The 17057-nt window shown below is 38.1% G+C and carries 17 protein-coding genes; 6 read left to right on the top strand and 11 right to left on the bottom strand.

The features are described from left to right. Positions 1-69: 69 nt before the first annotated feature. The 8 genes from ADHAQ_RS26440 to ADHAQ_RS0119795 all read right to left on the bottom strand — a co-directional run bounded on the left by ADHAQ_RS26440 (position 70) and on the right by ADHAQ_RS0119795 (position 7704). A complete protein-coding gene (locus tag ADHAQ_RS26440; protein ID WP_051360049.1) occupies positions 70-1119 on the bottom strand; it encodes a succinylglutamate desuccinylase/aspartoacylase family protein in 1050 nt (349 codons plus the stop codon). A gap of 226 nt (positions 1120-1345) precedes the next feature. Beyond that, positions 1346-1672 (bottom strand): hypothetical protein, encoded by a 327-nt coding sequence (locus ADHAQ_RS0119825; protein WP_026464419.1) that lies wholly within the window; start codon positions 1670-1672, stop codon positions 1346-1348. 153 nt (positions 1673-1825) lie between these two features. Further along, positions 1826-2077: a hypothetical protein gene (locus ADHAQ_RS26435; protein ID WP_034256940.1), complete on the bottom strand. Its 252-nt coding sequence runs from the start codon at positions 2075-2077 to the stop codon at positions 1826-1828. Between the two features lie 304 nt (positions 2078-2381). Continuing rightward, positions 2382-3032 carry an NAD(P)H-binding protein gene (locus tag ADHAQ_RS0119815; RefSeq protein WP_026464418.1) on the bottom strand — a complete coding sequence of 217 codons (651 nt, stop codon included), beginning with the start codon at positions 3030-3032 and terminating at the stop codon, positions 2382-2384. Between the two features lie 180 nt (positions 3033-3212). After that, positions 3213-4106, bottom strand: a complete 894-nt coding sequence (locus tag ADHAQ_RS0119810) for a phytanoyl-CoA dioxygenase family protein (RefSeq protein ID WP_026464417.1) — start codon at positions 4104-4106, stop codon at positions 3213-3215. 17 nt (positions 4107-4123) lie between these two features. Beyond that, positions 4124-5284: a Gfo/Idh/MocA family protein gene (locus ADHAQ_RS0119805; protein WP_026464416.1), complete on the bottom strand. Its 1161-nt coding sequence runs from the start codon at positions 5282-5284 to the stop codon at positions 4124-4126. Positions 5285-5288: 4 nt separating this feature from the next. Next, the gene (locus tag ADHAQ_RS27395) at positions 5289-6149 is read right to left on the bottom strand and encodes a sugar phosphate isomerase/epimerase family protein (protein ID WP_026464415.1); all 861 of its coding nucleotides are present in this window, start codon (positions 6147-6149) and stop codon (positions 5289-5291) included. 892 nt (positions 6150-7041) lie between these two features. Next, positions 7042-7704 (bottom strand): M15 family metallopeptidase, encoded by a 663-nt coding sequence (locus tag ADHAQ_RS0119795; protein WP_084524047.1) that lies wholly within the window; start codon positions 7702-7704, stop codon positions 7042-7044. 267 nt (positions 7705-7971) lie between these two features. On the opposite strand from ADHAQ_RS0119795, the gene ADHAQ_RS0119790 reads away from it, so the two are divergent. Beyond that, positions 7972-8208, top strand: coding sequence for a hypothetical protein (locus tag ADHAQ_RS0119790; RefSeq protein WP_026464413.1), 237 nt, complete (start codon positions 7972-7974; stop codon positions 8206-8208). A 214-nt stretch (positions 8209-8422) separates the two neighbouring features. On the opposite strand, the gene ADHAQ_RS0119785 is transcribed toward ADHAQ_RS0119790, so the two are convergent. Further along, the gene (locus tag ADHAQ_RS0119785) at positions 8423-8896 is read right to left on the bottom strand and encodes a hypothetical protein (RefSeq protein ID WP_026464412.1); all 474 of its coding nucleotides are present in this window, start codon (positions 8894-8896) and stop codon (positions 8423-8425) included. Positions 8897-9755: 859 nt separating this feature from the next. Between ADHAQ_RS0119785 and ADHAQ_RS0119775 the strand changes: the two genes are divergently transcribed. The 5 genes from ADHAQ_RS0119775 to ADHAQ_RS26415 all read left to right on the top strand — a co-directional run bounded on the left by ADHAQ_RS0119775 (position 9756) and on the right by ADHAQ_RS26415 (position 16014). Further along, entirely contained in the window at positions 9756-10268 is a 513-nt protein-coding gene (locus ADHAQ_RS0119775; protein WP_026464411.1) for a hypothetical protein, read from the top strand. 114 nt (positions 10269-10382) lie between these two features. Further along, positions 10383-11579, top strand: a complete 1197-nt coding sequence (locus ADHAQ_RS0119770; protein ID WP_026464410.1) for an MFS transporter — start codon at positions 10383-10385, stop codon at positions 11577-11579. Between the two features lie 217 nt (positions 11580-11796). Next, a complete protein-coding gene (locus ADHAQ_RS26425) occupies positions 11797-13395 on the top strand; it encodes an N-acyl-D-amino-acid deacylase family protein (RefSeq protein WP_034256939.1) in 1599 nt (532 codons plus the stop codon). A 206-nt stretch (positions 13396-13601) separates the two neighbouring features. Beyond that, positions 13602-14774, top strand: a complete 1173-nt coding sequence (locus tag ADHAQ_RS26420) for an alpha/beta hydrolase family protein (protein WP_051360048.1) — start codon at positions 13602-13604, stop codon at positions 14772-14774. A gap of 223 nt (positions 14775-14997) precedes the next feature. Continuing rightward, positions 14998-16014, top strand: a complete 1017-nt coding sequence (locus ADHAQ_RS26415; protein WP_051360047.1) for an acyltransferase family protein — start codon at positions 14998-15000, stop codon at positions 16012-16014. Between the two features lie 246 nt (positions 16015-16260). Here ADHAQ_RS26415 and ADHAQ_RS29055 read toward each other — a convergent pair whose 3' ends face one another. Continuing rightward, positions 16261-16365 carry a DUF202 domain-containing protein gene (locus ADHAQ_RS29055; protein ID WP_084523914.1) on the bottom strand — a complete coding sequence of 35 codons (105 nt, stop codon included), beginning with the start codon at positions 16363-16365 and terminating at the stop codon, positions 16261-16263. 247 nt (positions 16366-16612) lie between these two features. Then, entirely contained in the window at positions 16613-16957 is a 345-nt protein-coding gene (locus ADHAQ_RS0119745) for a hypothetical protein (protein WP_026464409.1), read from the bottom strand. Positions 16958-17057: the final 100 nt, after the last annotated feature.

Genomic DNA, 17057 nt, shown 5'->3' with positions numbered 1-17057 from the left:
GTAAAGCAGTGGTTAGTAGGTTTTGCCCTACCGCGCTTCTGCCTGTTTGTATCTGATTATTATTAGGGCTTAATGAATGTGCCCAATATTGAATAGACTTTCCCCTTTCTGGATAGGCGGATTAAAGGTTTTGTATAGAATAACCCCATCAATTGGGCAGGTAACATCAGCTATTTTATTCCCAAAAAAGTCGGTGGTATAGCCGAGCTTCATGCCTTTCTTCACGTAATCGCCACCGGTCAGGTCACTGTAAAAAATTCCAGTGTGTTCACTTTCAACAGTAGTGCGTTTGGCTATAAAAATAGGGTTTTGTACAGCGTTAGGATGGCCTTCTAACATGTGCAGGTGGCGCATCAAGCTTATAATTGCCTTCTGAATCTGCAGCACATTTTTCGCTTCTACCTGGCCCTTACCCCCACATTCAATATCGGCGGCCGGAATATTTCGCTTGGTAGCTTCGCGTGAACAGTAGATGCTAGCCTCGGTTAAGCTCGGTTCGTTGCCAAACTGCACAATAAAATCAAAGCCTAAAGCTAAAGCCATCTGCCTGGCTTTTTCCGACACTTTAGGTTTATCAAAATAATTGTAATAACCCGAATAAGGCCTTAGATCCCCATTGGCATCCCCATCATGCACGTCTAGAAAATAGTTGCAGCGGGCAATTATCTGATTGGATATAGTCCAGGCTATTTTTTCGGTACTCGTACCATTAGGTTGCCCCGGAAAAACCCGGTTCAAATTTTTATTATCTAAGGGATTTACACGGAAACTACGGTTAAGAAAACCCGTTACGTTTGCCACCTGCACCAAAATAACTGTTCCACTCATCTGGGTGGGTTCCAGTTCTTTTGCCAAAGCTTGTGCAGCCATAATGGGAGCATACTCCAGGCCATGCACGCCAGCCGTAATGCCCAAAACCGGTCCTTTTTTACTTCCATGAAAAACTGTAACCGGTATAAAAGTACTATCATTGCCAGTTATAACTGGCAACAGGAAAGATTTCTTACTGCCGGGAGCAATCTTTTTGCCGTTAAATAAAAATGCATTTTTTTGAGCCTGAAGAATGTGGCTTTGAAAAAAAAAGAAAAATAAGAAGTATAATAATTTATGAGGTATCATACAGATATAGCTTATTAGATAGCTCAAGCCTATGAGCAAAAAGAAGTACAAAAAAAAATATAGGTATAACAGTTTCGGTTTCCGGATTGGAAAGAAACAGGTATCTGTAGCCCCGAGGGGATATTTTTTTAAAAGAATAAATACTAGTGTATAGCCAAGTAAAGGAAGGCCATCCTGGTATAAGTTATTCTTAAAAAAACAATTTCAGGGCAAAAAAGAAGAAGGCTTAAGCTACAGGAGGACCTCTTAGATCGGTATTATTGGGAAAGGTAAATTTCCAGATGCAGGAATGATTAGCGGAATAGGTATCGGTGAAGGTAAAAAAGTCTAAAGTCTGAATAACAACTTTAGGCGCCGGCGTGAATGGAGCATTGATTAACTCATCAATTGGGCAGTGTTGGTGCTTTTTATCCACCTTTAAACCAATCACCAGTTCGTCCAGATCCTCGGTATGATCATGGTTATGCAACTGTAGCAGTTCCTGCTCTGGTATTAATACCCGCACAAACAGCAGCAAAAGCAAAAGGGCGATATGGTTTTTAAACCTATTCACATTCTTTAATCTGGGCTAAAGATAAAGATTTTGGTTTATATAATACTTAATAAAAAGAGGTGAAAATTAAATTTATCTTAAGTTTTTATGGCAAATTCTTTATTTTAAGCAATAAATAATCATGTTGTTGGGTGATTCCTTTAACCGAAATACTTACTTTTTACTATCAAACCATTTTATCAGACTTACATATATAACTGCCTGCGGATAGGTAATCAGAAAGCTTATGGTAAATCTGGCTATCCAGTCAGATAAAAGGTTCGGACTATCACTGGTGGCAATAAAGCTGTTAACAATACAAAGCGGAGTAGCAACCAGGGCCACAAACCGTAGGGTGGCCTTACCATTTTTAAGGAAAAAATTATTATTAAGGGTGGGCCGGAGCAAAAGGAGGAAAGTTTTCATTATGAAGAAACTGGCGTTAATCTGATTAACTTTTTTACTAATTACGCGAGATGCCGCTTTACCAGTTTAGAACCAATAAAAGCAGTAAATAATTTGGTACCTGCCAATTTATTAAAAATAAACAGGAGACTAAAATAATAATAATTATAGAAGCCACTTTCTTGTCACTTGTTAAACTCCTGTATAAAAGCAAAATATAGTGGCAGGGAAAGTATAAATAAACAGTTATAACAAAGCTCAACTACTGGTAAAACCACAGAAAAATGGAAAGGGTATTTTGCAACCTATGATTTCCCAACCAATATTATTCAGCTAGATCAAATACTTTTTCTAAGGCATACATTTGGGTACCCGGCATGGCAGCGTTTCCGGCATTTAGCATAGCTTTGGCTACCGTTTGTGCAGGTATGGGTTGATAGCTTTTAAACAACCCTACCCTATTTACTGCCTTTAACACATAGTAACCAACTTTCTCACCGGTTCTTTCCTCCTGACGTTTTCCTACCAGCAAGCCCGGCTGAATAATATTGATACTGGTAAAGGCTAATTGCTTAACCTGCCTTTCCAGCTCTCCTTTCATTCGGGTATAAAATACTATGGAATTAGGATCAGCTCCGGCCGAAGAAACCAAAACATAAACCGGAACCTGGTTTAGGGCAGCGGCTTCGGCAAACTGGTATTGATAAGTAAAATCAATCTTGTATTGGGCATTTTGTCCCCCGGCTTGCTTCAGGGTGGTTCCCAAGGCAGAAAACAGGACATCTCCTTTTACCAGGTGCTGCCAGGTTTCCGGCCTGTCAAAATCTATAACATATTCTTCCAGTTTGGGATGGTTAAAATCAGCAGACCGCCGGCCAAAAGTTAGCACTTTGTCGAATTTAGAATTGGTTAAAAGTAATTGCACCAAAGCACTTCCTACTAAACCAGTAGCCCCAATAACAATAGCTGTTTTCATTCTTTTTTATTAAATTCTAAATAAACAACTAATACGGCTGTGCCAGATAAAAATCTATTCCTGCCTATCTAGTTTAACTTAAACGCAGCATGTAACTATTAGGCACCTGGAATGATGACTATAAAAAAAAGCAAATGCCAAGTTTGGCATTTGCTTTTAATAAATTAAGAGAAATTTTACTTATTGTTCCGCTACAGCCGGAAAGTTATATTCTTTCTTCCAGGTATCACTCATATTTGGGTACTGCCGACGACACTCCAGGTACTCTTCCATCATGCGCCGCATGGTTGGGCTTAAGGTTTGTAAATAATCTTCTGTTAGTAAATCGCCGTTCAGCAGGTAAAAATGCCAGGTTGGCGGATAAGCCGCACTGTGATAGCCCATATGCAGGGTACGACGGGGTACCTTCATTACTTCGGTATAACCCCTATGGATCAGGTTATTATTGTATAACACAGCCTGACCAGCCTTTAACGGTACCGCAATTCCACCGGGCATTTCAGCTCCAATAGGAGCATAGTGCTTGGAACCAGCAAAGGCCGCATTTTCAGCTTCGGTATTCGGGCGGTTATGGCTACCCGGTACTACCCACAGAGAGTTCTCATCTACCAAAGGCAAGTTTATTTGGACGCTGTTATGGAAACGTTCCGGCGAAAATAACCAGTCTTCTATTTCATCCTGTGGTATCTGAATGATATCGCGGTGCCAGCCTAAAGAATAAGAAGTTCCCTCGTTGGCTGCCAGAATAGAGGCATTATTCACAATCAGGTTGGGACCTATTATTTCTTCCACCGCTTTTAGCATAACCGGGTGATGGAAAGCATGGTGAATAGGCTCAGTACCCGGCTTGGTTAATAGGTGAAAATAATATTGCCTGGCTTCTCTTCCAAAATCAGCAATTTCATCGCCCAAATGCTGAAATGATGCGCTATGTTTTTTGGTATCAGCTGCCTTTACTTTGGGACTAAGCAAAGCATCCATCACCTCCCTGAAATCTTTTACTTCCTGCTCTGTTAGTACATCTATGATTACATAGCCATCTTCCAGAAATTTTTCTTTTATTGTTTTTTCCATGGTATTAAGCTTGTTCGTTATTTTTTAAGGTTTACCCGTTGTCCTGTTTGTGCCGATAACAAACCAGCTTCCAGCACCTGAAGGGTTTTTATTCCATCTTTAAAGTTAGGCTCTATGGTTTTATTTTCCGCAATTGCATCCAGAAAATCTACTACCGCATGTATAAATGTATGTTCGTAACCAATGGTATGGCCAGCCGGCCACCAGTTCTTTACATAAGGATGGGTAGCATCGGTTGCTAAAATTTTCCGGAAGCCTTGCATTCCCTGCGGGTCTTCATTGGAATAAAACAACAGTTCATTCATGTTTTCCAGGTCAAATATAAGACTGCCTTTGCTGCCATAAATTTCAAAGGTATTGTGGTTTCTCCGACCGGTGGCAAAACGCGAAGCTTCAAAAGAACCGATAGCGCCGTTTTCAAACTCCACCATCATCAGAGCCGCATCTTCCACCGTAACTTCTCCCCTTTCTCCTTCTTTGGCTTCAGCACTTAAATTACCACTAGAGGACTCTACGGCTAAAGGCCTTTCTTTTATAAAATTAGAAGTTAAGCAGGAAACTGATTTAATATCGCCTATCAGGTATTGGGCCAAGTCCACGCTATGCGAATTCAGATCCCATTGTGGCCCGGCCTGAGCTGTTTCTTTTTGGAGCTGCCAGGTCAGGGGAAACTCCGGATCTACAATCCAATCTTGTAAATAAGCTCCCCGCCAATGAAAAATAGTACCCAAATGGCCACTCTCTATAATGTTTTTAGCTAAGGCAATAGCGGGTACCCGGCGGTAGTTATGATTTAGGTAATGGGTTACTTTGTTGTCCTCACAAACTTTCAGCATTTCCTCGGCCTGTTTTAAATTCATGGCCATTGGTTTTTCGCAAAAAATATGCTTGCCTTCTTTAGCAGCCGCAATGGCTATTTCATAATGCAAATGTTGCGGCAGAGCAATATCAATAATATCAATATCCTGGCGGGTGATTAGTTTCTTCCAGTCTACTTCCGTTTCTTCCCAACCCCATTTCTGCGCAAATTCTTTTAAGGATTCTTCATGCCTGCCGCAAGCCACTTTTAATATTGGCTTACTTGGGGTATCAAAAAAAAGTGGAGCCTTAATCCAGGCATTACTGTGGGCCCGGCCCATAAATTTGTACCCAATAAGCCCTACATTCAATTTCTTCATAGTTTTATTTCAATCCGTTACTTATATCTCTTAATGTTTGTATACTTCGCTGCACCACCTCTTCTTCCTGGTTGGTGTAATCCGGATGCAGGAAATCTATTTCCACGGCTAAAAAGCCTTCATAATTATTATCCTTTAACAGTTGGGCCAGCCGCTCGTTCTGAATAAGCCCTTCTCCGGTAGGAACACAAGAGAAAAAATACCACTCATTAACCGGCACACCCTTCACCGGTTTTAAATCTTTAATATGGGTAGCAAACACATGCGGGGCCAATTTTTCCATAGCCTGAATAGGATCATCCAAAACCCTTAAAAAATTACCGGAATCAAAATTTACACCAAAATATGGTGAATTTACATTCTGAATTAATTGCAAAATTTCGTCAGAATTATAATCTATGTGGTTTTCTACTGCTAGCTTTATGTTATAACCTGCCGCAATCTTGGTTGCTTCCGCAAACATACGGGTCAGTTTTTCCAGCTGGGGAGCATGAGGCTCAAACCGAAACATTAAACTGCTACCTACCACCCGCATTACGTTAGCACCTATTTGCCTTGCGTATTCAATATGCTGGATCATTTCTTCGTACGCCTGCTCGTTGGCGCCACCTTCCAAACCATCCGGATGCCCCCAGGCATATACCCGGTCCATGTTAGAAGCATCCAAGTGACTTTTTATAAAAGCTAAGTAATCATCATTAAACTTAGGAATAAAACAGGATTCCAATGAAACCCCGTCAATCTGGAGTGTATTTATTTTTTTTAAGAAATTTTCAAAGCTAAGTTCTTTTTCGGGCTTTTGCTGGTTGGGGTAAACTTCACCAAAAAGTCGATGGTAACAATAACTATCAATGCCTACTTTCATACAATTTAGTTTTCGGTTTGTTATAGGTTTATTGGTATTTAAAATTTAATTTAAGTTGATCGACCTTATGGTATTGTTTTTATTATTTAGGCAATTTCACCTTGACGTCCATGTTTTAAGTAGCCGAATACCAATTACATTACTAGTTTCTTTCTACCATTTAAAAACCTCTTCCGATTCAATATTTATTCCCTTTTAGCATCCGAAGCAAAAACTAACAAATGAAAGGCAAAAGTTTTCAGCCCCGTTTCATTTATTTATCTTATACCTACATCCTTTCCAGGTTCCTAAAAGAATGTAGGTATCAATTCCATCGCTTCCATCAGACATGAACAAAACAGATCGACAAAAACTAAAATAGCCGGGTAATTAAGTCAGTGATTTAAATTAACTACTGTAGATATGTTATATAAATAAGGTTTATTAAGCCTGGTATTGGTTTACCTGATTGCTTCTTTTGAGTTCCTGGGTTCCGGCATTGGAGCTTTCCCATCGCTAAATAGTATAACATTTTACCTTTATTTAGTGGACGCGTTCCTTTGCTGTTTTTGATTAAGATAAATGTTAAACGAGCTGCAAAAAGAAGAATGACCAATAAAACTACCTGAACCTAAAACTTTTTAATCCTACATAATTTCCCGAACTATTTTAGTTAAATAAACAATTTAAAATTTAAAAATTTAAATTTAAAGTTATCTATTTTGATAGATTTTATCGGAATTGCAAAATTGTTCTGTCTCGATTTTGTTCCAAAATATTCCTTCTTTGGTATAATGAAATAAGATATAAAAGCAGTAAATTTAAATGGAACCTTACCTGAAAAGTTACGGAATAAATGTTTTTTAATTTAAATAATGAAAATACAGAAACAGAATTAGGGAGTAAAATTTTCTTATTTAATGGCAGAGAAAGGAATGTTTTGGATGCGGTAAAATCTCCAATCCTTGTAATCAAAATGCCACCACTCAACTTCAAAAACTGTAAATCCGTTGGCTTCCATTTTCGATCTTAATAAATCCCTCATTTTACGTTGTTCCTTGGTACCACCCATATAATTAGGATAGGATCGTTTGGTCATTTCATCGTATTCTCCCGGCATTTCGACTTGTTTTCCTGAAGCCAGATCATACAAACTCAAATCAACGGCACAACCCCTATTATGCCGGGATCCTTGTTTAGGGTTAGCCACAAATTTTTTGTACTGTTTAGGCGTAATATCCCAAAATAACTTAGTTACACTCCAGGGTCGATACCCGTCAAAGATTACCAATCCCAGGCCCAGTGGCTTTAACTCCTTATTTACCTTTACCAACGCTTCTGCGGCCGGACGCTGCAGAAAAGCCCTGGCTTCTGTATACACTGGCCGTCCTACAAAATTGTTGTTGGTGGCATACCTGATATCTAAATGCAAGGTAGAGTCTAGTTGAGTTAGCTCCACCAAATCCGTTTTTTTAAAACCACCTTTTTCCTGTGGGGGCCTGGAAATACAGCCAATAAAAATCAGAAAATATAAAAATAGTTTTACTCTCCAGAATACAAATTTATTTATCACCATAGCAGCCAAGTTAAATTTCAACTTTAAAATGTTAACCATCTAAATATCAAGATTTTAAGATTATAAAAACAAGCAGAATCAGGTATAATTTTAATAGTTTATCATTACCAATAGTAAAGGTTTTAATTACTAAATTTTCAATATTTTGAGGAGTTAATTTATAAAATTGCCTTTAAATAGCCTATAAATGGAATTTTTTTAATTATTAAATTGTACATATTACAATTACTTAATCATTCTGACAAGCTTCAGAGAGTTAGTTGGCCAATGAAAAGATTAATAGAAAATACCATTAAAAATATAAACGTAGAGAATTTAAGCAGAGAGGAAGCAAAAGATGCTTTGCATTATATTGGTTTACTACTTGATAACACCAATGATTTAGATAAGGAGGTAAAACTTTTAGATCTACAGCAAAAAATAATCGACTCCTTTATAAGAATCGACATGGAAGAGGTGAAGAAAGTAGTCGATAAAAATATTCTTAACAAAAACGATATATAGGAAAAAGGTTACTCTATTTTATGTATAGGTAATTACAGGTTTTTTAAACTATTTGTTTAAACGAATATTCCTTTTCTTCTAAAATTAGTTTAGCAATTACACAAGGGGTAAGGTGATTATGACCTTTCTTCTTTAATTTCGTTGTATACTACCAGCATAAAAAAGCCTGACTTACCTGTCAGGCTTTTTTATGCTATTGGAGAAATTTAATTATTTATTGCCGTACCGATAGCGGAAAAGTAACACTACTTATTTTATTCGCTTTGGTTAAGTTTATTCGTAAAGTTCCGTTTCCTGTTGCCCGGGTAGTCAGTGTAGGGGAAACTCCACCACTTATTGTAGCATCTATTCCTGATATCTGATAACTTACTACGTAATCCATTGTTACATTTGCCTTAGGATTTTTACTTTCATCTTCCAGGGTTATAGTACCTATATAAGTGGCATTGGCATCCACGGTTACAGTATTAGTGGCGGTTTGATTGTTTATGCCATTTGGGTCACTAAAAGTAGCAATGGCATCAAGTTTACCTTTGGGTGCTGCCAGTTCCAGATTTACTGTGGTTACTTTATCCTGATTGGGAACCGTACCAGAACCCCCGTTATCTTTTTTACAAGCTACTACCCCTAACCATACCCCCCCAAACAGGCAGCTTTTGACAAGATAAGACTTAATGATTTTCTTCATGCCGGTTTTAATTATAAACTGTTTTTCTTTACTGGTTATTCACCTTTAAAAATAGAAAGTACTTCATTTATTGTATAGTTATGAAGAATATTAATTAATACTTCCTCCTCGTATTATTATGCTCAAGCTCCAAGAGCTTAGGTACTACATTTGGTAAAGGTTAAATTACCTGTTACAAATATAAACTTTTCATATTATCTTTTAGAGAAGCAGGTAAAAACGTCTAGCCAAGTGAATAGAAAAGTTTAAGTTGGCCTGCTTTTCCAGGTGACAATGAACTAAATTAAAATACTCGCTATTTATATATGGCTTAGGTGATGCCACCAATTGAGAATCGAAATAATTTTGCTAATTTTTTAATTCGATATTATTAGTGTTTCCCAACTTTCTACCTTACCTATCATCGGCTTAAGCTAATATTTAAAATTGGCACCTAATAAATAAGCTTATTTTATGGTATGAATTACCTAATTGACAACTATAACCGGAAGCTTTTGCTCTCCAAGGACATAAAAAGTAAATCCTTTTAATTTGAGTTTTAACAAATGTTTTAGATTTCATTGTCAAATTATAGAAGAAACTAAAAATCTTAAATTAAAATTTTCAGCCTGTTTAAATTTAACCAGGCGTTTGGTTCTTAAGTAAAAGCTTAAAAAATATATTAAAGTTTCCATCCTAAGTTTGTTTAAAAGGCTTCTAAATAAAATTTAGCTTTTAAGCTTTTTTGATTTCACTTACACAACCAATAATTAATTTTTGAGTAAAATTTCTATTAAAGAAGTTTATTTATTAAAATAATAACAATCAACATTTTTGCTCGTTAACTAATTTTCTACTTTTGTGGCAACTTTAGATGCATATGAGCAATTTAGATTTTCCTGAGTTACAACAACTATTAGGTTTACCTTTTACCAAAGCCACTCGACTTGGGCAGATTCAATATTTTCATTTTGGTAAAGCCCAGGTTACTAACAGCAACGGATTAGTTCTGGATGTGGGTGCCTGGACACTGGAGGTTTCTTGCATGTGGGAAATTCAAAAAGCGGGTACAGTAGCTATTGCTTACCAGGAGGTGGAGTTGCCCCGGGAATTTCAAGCATTACCTAATCCTGCTTTCAATCCTCAGGTACCCGGCAGCACGTTACGGGACCGCAAATTACAGGAACTGATTCAAAAGCCGGAGTTAAAAGTTTTAAAAGCTTCCGCATCTGCCGCAGGTGTTTTGGAAATTGAGCTAGAAGAAAATACAAATTTACTTATTAATCCAGGTCAGGGAATTTTAGAAAGCGAGCCTTTTTACTGGAGCTTATTCAGTAATATAAAACCCAAAGAGACCGTTAGCGCCGGAGTAAATGGCTTAGTAAAACAATAAAAAGAAAGCACAAATATAACGCTTAAAAGAAGCAGGACTACATTCTAATTTATAAGAAGCCATCCAAACCATTAAGTTGGTTTATAATTTTTAAGTATTTAAATAAGATTTCACGTGAATAAAAGATTATTGCCGCTGGCCTTAGGTGGATTAGGCATAGGCACAACTGAATTTGTCATGATGGGGCTGCTACCCGACATTGCCAGTGATTTTAATATATCCATCCCTACCGCCGGTTATATGATTTCGGCCTATGCCCTTGGAGTAGTTATTGGAGCACCTTTATTAGTAGCTGCCAGCAGCAGAATGGCACCCAAAAACATTCTGATTGGCCTCATGTTAATGTTTACCGTTTTTAACGTTCTATCGGCTTTTGCCCCTAGCCACACAACCTTATTTCTGGCCCGGTTATTTGCGGGGTTACCGCACGGTGCTTTCTTTGGCGTAGGTTCGGTGGTGGCCAGCCGCCTGGCGGATAAAGGAAAAGAAGCGCAAGCCATTTCTAAAATGTTTGCCGGGCTAACCATTGCAAATCTCCTTACTGTACCTCTGGGTACTTATATAGGTCATCATTATTCGTGGCGGTATACTTTTGGCAGTATTGGCCTGATTGGTTTATTAACCCTAGCCGCCTTATACTTCCTGCTGCCTGCCCTGCCTAAAACTAACAATGGCAGCATTAAGTCGGAGTTGAAAGTTTTTGCCCGTCTGGAGCCGTGGCTTATATTTTTGATAACTGCCATTGGCACCGGAGGCTTATTTTGCTGGATCAGTTATATTGCTCCGCTCATGATTAAGGTATCCAACTTTGATCCGGCTACCGTGCCATATATTATGATGGTTGCAGGTTTGGGTATGGTTGTGGGTAATTTTGTGGGTGGCAAATTGGCCGACCATTTAAAACCATTGAATGCTTGCGTTGTCTTGCTGATAGCCATGGCTGTTACCTTGGTTCTGATTTACTTTGTTTCCTCAAATCAAAATCTGTCATTAATAATGACTTTCATTGCTGGTAGTTGTGCGCTGGCTATTGCCGCTCCTATTCAAATACTGATGATTCAGATGACGAAAGGGGCCGAAATGTTGGGTGCCTCTGTTACACAGGCAGGATTTAATATAGGGAATGCCCTGGGTGCTTTCTTAGGAGGTTTACCGCTGGCGGCTGGGTTTGGTTATTCCTCTCCCGTTTTAGTTGGCGTTATTATGGCCATTTTTGGGGCAGGCTTTGCTTGGGTTCTGGTTATCCGGGAAAAAGCTCCGCAAGAAGAGCCCCTTACTGAATTTGAAGTAAGTGGTCATAAATTTTTATAAACCATAACTTCTTTTACACCTGATCACCTTAATAAAGATGGTGGTCAGGTGTAAAATATAAATACACCAGCCCTACTTTACTTCCTTTAAAATCCCCAAAAGCTTTTTTCTTCCATAACCTAAACTTTTTAGCTCAAACTTCCCTATCCCTTTAGGTTGCATAAGGTAACCAAACTTTTCTTTTAGAATTTAAGTTAAAAAGGTATTTGGTAAGCCTATGTTTGTATTCTATATTATCTTTTCCTGTCTTTTTGCATTTTTTCTTCCTGCTGAATTAAAAAAACAGGAAGGCCCGGAAGCAGATATTCTAATTAAGAATGGCCGGATTATTGATGGTACCGGAAACTCCTGGTTTTACGGAGATGTAGCCATCAAAGGCGATCAGATTCTGGCGGTAAGCACTTCCTTAAATATGCGGGCAAAAAAAATAATAGATGCCCAGAAAAAAGTTATTGCCCCGGGCTTTATAGATGTACATACGCATATTGAGGGTGATGAGAAAACCAGTCCTAAAGCCGAAAATTTTATATACGACGGGGTTACCTCCATTATTACCGGCAATTGCGGTTTATCTAATACGGATATGCAAAAGTACTTCCGGCACCTGGACAGTTTAAAGGTTTCGGTAAATATTGGCAGCTTCATTGGCCATAATGATGTCCGGAAAGCAGTCATGCAAATGGCTAACCGAAAACCTACTCCAGAGGAATTACAAGCAATGGAAAACTTGGTGGAGAAAGCCATGTTAGAAGGCGCCGTAGGTTTTTCTACGGGGTTAATTTATACTCCAGGCACCTATGCCAACACATCAGAAGTGGTTTCGCTGGCCAAGGTTACCGCCAAATACCAGGGGGTTTATACTTCCCACATTCGCAATGAAACAAATAAAATTTTTGAAGCCATTGACGAAGCGTTGAACATTGGCCGAAAAACAGGTATGCCGGTACAGGTGTCGCATTTTAAAATTGGCAAGCCTAACTGGAACCGGTCTAATGAAACCTTGGCGATGATTATTAAGGCCCGTGAAGAAGGTATGGAAGTAACCATAGACCAATATCCTTACACCGCCAGCAGTACCACTATTTATACTTTAATTCCTTCCTGGGCTTTAGCGGGAGGTCAGGACAGTATCTCTTATCGGTTTCGGAAACCTGCCATTCGGAAAAAAATTATAGCCGAAATGGTTAACGATATGAAGCGACGCCAGCGTACTGATTTTAGTTATGTGGTAGTGGCTCATTTTGAGCCAAATACAGCTTATAACGGCAAAAATATTTCGCAGATAAACACCCTGCTAAACCGCCCCAAGACCATTCCGGCTGAAATTGAAACTATTTTGGATTTAGCTGAGAAAGCTAGTGCGCAAATGGTGTTTCACAGCATGAATGAAGCCGATGTAGAATATATCATGAAATATCCGTTTACCATGATTACGTCCGATGGGGGTATTAGGGAGTTTGGTAAAGGCGTACCGCATCCGCGTAGTTACGGCACCAATGCCCGGGTTTTGGGGCATTATGTAAGGGATCGTAAAATTATTGGACTGGAAGATGCCGTCAGACGTATGACTTCGCTTCCGGCCCAGAAATTTAATTTAATTGACCGGGGATTATTGAAGAAGGGCATGATAGCCGATATTGTAGTATTTGATCCTAAAACTATTAAAGATTTAAGTACTTTTGAGAAGCCCCATGCCTACTCTCAAGGGGTGAAGTATGTGCTGGTAAATGGTAAATTAACCTTAGAGGAAGGTAAACATAATGGTGTACGGAACGGTACCATCCTTTATGGACCAGGATATCAAAAAAACAAATAGAGATTTAATTCTTAAATACCACTGAAAATTAGTCTTACTGGCGGGAGGAAATTTGCTTTTTCTTATTTCTTAATCAACCTTCCTCCCCATTTTAACTAATATTCTTATAAAGCTAACCATTCATGATAGGTTATATCAACCTTAGCTATATCTAAATCCTTGAATCAGCCGTATTTGTGGCAAAAGAGAAGAAGAATTGGTTAAGCATGAAAAAACAATTTCCTTTTAAGCACCAAATCCTACTAGTCAGTTATAGTTTTTTATTAGCTTTTTTAGGGCTGGCTTGTTCTAATGAAAAGAAAGCGGAGCAAAATTCAGCTGAGACTAATGTAATTACAAAACAAACAAACGAATCAGATGCGACTGCGCCAGATTCCAGCAATGAAGAAGTAGAACCGGCGCCACCCAAGCAGGAAGTAGCTCGCATGAGGGAATATACCACCTCGCGGAAGTATGTTTCTTTTTCTGCACAAAGCCTGGAGGCCTGGCAGAAGGCTGTACCTGAAATTGAGGATATAAAAGTTACCTCTACCAAAGATGGTAAACAGGAACCAGCATTATTCTATAATTCGGGGAGCGAAAAAAAGAAACCACTTTTAGTGGTTTTGCACAGTTGGAGCGATGAATATTTACAACAAGCGAGTATTCCTTTTTGTTTGTGGTCTAAAAAGTATGATTGGGTATTTATACAACCCAATTACCGGGGCATATTTGAAAAACCGAAAGCCATGGGTTCAGAATTGGCTGTTCAGGATATTGTGGACGCCGTAAATTATGCCAAACAAAATGCCAATATAGATGCTAGTCGGATTTACGTTACCGGTGCCTCAGGTGGCGGCATGGCCTCTTTATTGGTTGCCAGTCAGCACCCCGAAATATGGGCCGGTGTGGCAGCCTGGGTGCCAGTGGTGGATATTCTGGATTGGTATAAATACAACGCCAAGTTCCCGAGCCGGAAATACCGGAAACAAATTGTAGCAGCGGCCGGTGGCGACCCTACCCAAAGTGATAAGGCAGCCGAAGAAACTAAAAAACGTAGCCCGATCAGTCACTTAAACCAGAATATACAAGTACCTATTTACATTGCTCATGGTATCAAAGATATATTGGTACCACCCAATCATGCTTTGCGGGCTTATAACCTTTTAGCCAACAAAGCCGATCAATTCACCGAAGAAGAAATATCATATATAGTAAAAAAACAATCGGTACCAACTAACCTTAAAAGCTTTAATAACACCTCCTTTTTTGGCTCTCCGGATCCAAAAGTGCACCTGGTTAAGGAGTCAGCAAATGTTAAACTGGTTTTATTTGAAGGAGTACATGATTTGGTATATAATCCAACTCTCCTTTGGCTTAACGAACAGCAAAAACGCTGATAACTGAGTAAGACTATAATACAGGTTGTTTGTTTTAATCTGTAATCAAAAATCCTGTATCTGGCTTCAATCACATCTAGGAATTTCGCCAATGACAAGAATCAAATTTTATAATTTTAAAAAATGAAAAGGCAAGCATCTCGAAAATGGTGGGAGGTATCATTTAGCAATAGGAAGCCAAAAACAAGGGGAGTTTCTGCTTATTTTTCTTCGGCCAATTCCTATGCGTAAAGATTACCAGCAGATTAATGTAATAAAAGGATTTGCTATTATCTCTGTAATAATATTGCATTCCATAGACCAGAAAGCTCTTTTAAAAACTTATTCCATCTTACATATCTGGCAGGCTGTACCACTTTTTATTATTATAATGGGTTTAAATGCCGGCATGTCTATTGCTACTAAACAGCCCCGGCTGCCTGAATTATATACAAAAACCTACTTTCGTAAGAAGTTCGATCGGATACTATTTCCATTTATTCTCGTTTTTATTGGATCTATTTTATTGGGGTATAGCTGGTACTGGGTAATAGGCAACAACAAAATCGATTTCAGGCTTTCGAATTTGATGGGGGTTTTACCAGTGGCCGGACCAGGCAATTATTTTATAACCCTGACTTTCCAGTCTATCCTGTTATTGCCCTTAATTAAATATGGATTTAAATACCAACCTTTTTTTACCCTTATTTCGCTTGTACTTCTGGAAGTAGCTTTTTTACTCATCAGCGACAATCTTAAATTATTTACCCGAAATAATTATTTATACAGTGCCGCTTTTCCGCGTTACTTTTCAGCTATTGCCTTTGGCCTGGTTTTATCGAAATTAGTATTTCGGCCGGCCAGGGCTACTAAAATTATACTTATAACTAGTATTGCACTAATAAGTATAGTTTACCTTATAGAAATTTTATATGGAGATTTGGTAATTCCGCATATTAAAGAAGAATGGAAAACGCAAAACATTTTAACCTTTAGCTATGCCGCTTTTCTGATTTTGATTTTATTTAAAGCCTTACCCGACCATTCTGAAAATAAGCTTTTAGCCTTTTTAGCCAGTATGGGTAAATCATCTTACCACATTTTCTTATTCCAGATAGTATATTTTGGTTTAATAAATGAAAAACATCACCTACCTCTGAATTTACTTATTTGCCTGCTGGCAGGCTTCCTTTTCTGCCGGTATGAAAAATCCCTCTTTAATGTGTTTTTCCCTCCCAAAGAAACCAAACCTGCTTCGTAAGATTCAAGTTATTTTATAGGTATACGCTCTATCGCGATTTTTCGTAATTCTGAAAATAACAGGAACAAATTCTCAATTAAATTAATAGGTTTCGTAAGGGCTGTCGGATTTAACCACTTGGGCTTGCAATTGGCTGGTTGGGGTATAAGCGTTCTTGTATTCTCCAATTTGTGCCCGGTATTGTAAAAATTTACGGAATTCTACTATTCCGATAACTAATCCTACCGGAACAAAAACAGTTCCTACCTAAACATAAAAGTTTTCTTTGAAAAAATTCATCAGGGAAAATCCAGCTAAAACTAGAGCCATAGCCGTTCGGATGTATGCCAAAAAAGTTCGTTCAATGGCCATTCTGGTTTGTTCAATAGCTAGGCTATCCCTGATTTCTTTATTCTCTTTTTCAGTTACTTTTATTTCTTGCTGAGTGGCATCTTTTTCAATATTTTCTATCTTTTTCCGTTTTAGGTAATTTTATACGGCAAAAGCATAGAACCTTCCTTCATTAGGCCAATCTTTCAGTTTTAGAGCAATAATTTAAAAATGTAAACCAGCTGGCGAAAAGAATATTTATAAAACCTTACATTAATGTAATAACTACTTATTTCCGAACATTAAGCGCAAACTGAATGGCTTTTTTTACCTCCTCAGCATAAAGCGGAACATTATTTAATGCAGCATCACTGTTTGCCGACAAATTTGAAAAACTGGTTTTTAAGGATTCTTTTGCGCTTTCATCAAAATCAGTAGCCAGATTAAAATATTGGTACTGGTTGTACTTTTGCAACACAGCTAAAATCAATTTACATTCCTCGTAATTACCTTCTTGTTGGTATTGATTTATGAGGTAGTAAAGGGTTACATAACCATACTGCAATAAACTGGATGAATATAAATTAATCCTGATGCTTTGCTCAGGATTATACGATTGAGTTAAGGTTTCCACGGTACTTAAAATAATTCTACTTCACAATTCTTCCTTATATAAAGGAAATTAGCCATCTTACAAGAATTTACAAAATGCAAAAGCCACACGTTTACGTTAT

The organism is Adhaeribacter aquaticus DSM 16391, from assembly GCF_000473365.1.
GTDB classification, from domain to species: domain Bacteria; phylum Bacteroidota; class Bacteroidia; order Cytophagales; family Hymenobacteraceae; genus Adhaeribacter; species Adhaeribacter aquaticus.
Note: the sequence above shows the minus strand (reverse complement) of the source record. Positions and strands in the feature narration are given on the sequence as shown.